We start from the raw sequence: 530 nt of genomic DNA on the forward strand, positions 1-530 counted from the left end.
GAGCCTTCCGAGCCACACAGCAGGCTGTTGAGATCAAGCGCATGCTGGTCGTTGCGCAGGTGAGCCAGGTCGTAACCGGTCAGGCAGCGGTTAAGCGGCGGAAAGGTCGCCTTAATCAGTTCGCGCTGCTGATCAAGAATGCTGGCCGCTGTGCGGTGCACCTGTCCGACAATACCGTCCTGCTGGCAGGCCTGCTGTTCCTCATCGGCACTGAGTGCCCGGCTATGCAGATGCTGGCCACCCAGCAGTACCGTGTCGAGTTCCAGCACGTGGTCACGGGTTTTTCCGTAAGCACAGCTACCCTGACCACTGGCATCGGTCGAGATCATGCCCCCGATGGTCGCTCGATTGGAAGTCGAAAGCTCTGGGGCAAAAAACAGCCCGTAGGGCTTTAAGGCGGCATTCAACTGATCCTTCACGACTCCCGCTTGAACGCGTACCCGACGGTTCTCGACATCAATGTCCAGCACCTGATTCATGTGCCTGGAGATATCCACCACGATGCCATCGGTAAGCGACTGACCGTTGGT

1 protein-coding gene is annotated in these 530 nt (G+C 58.5%); it reads right to left on the reverse strand.

Going from position 1 to position 530, the window contains the following annotated elements:
• The coding region (locus tag INT20_RS17955) for an FAD-binding oxidoreductase (protein WP_193057455.1) at positions 1-530 on the reverse strand (530 nt) is incomplete at both ends.

Source organism: Halomonas citrativorans, from assembly GCF_014898005.1.
Taxonomy (GTDB): Bacteria; Pseudomonadota; Gammaproteobacteria; order Pseudomonadales; family Halomonadaceae; genus Vreelandella; species Vreelandella citrativorans.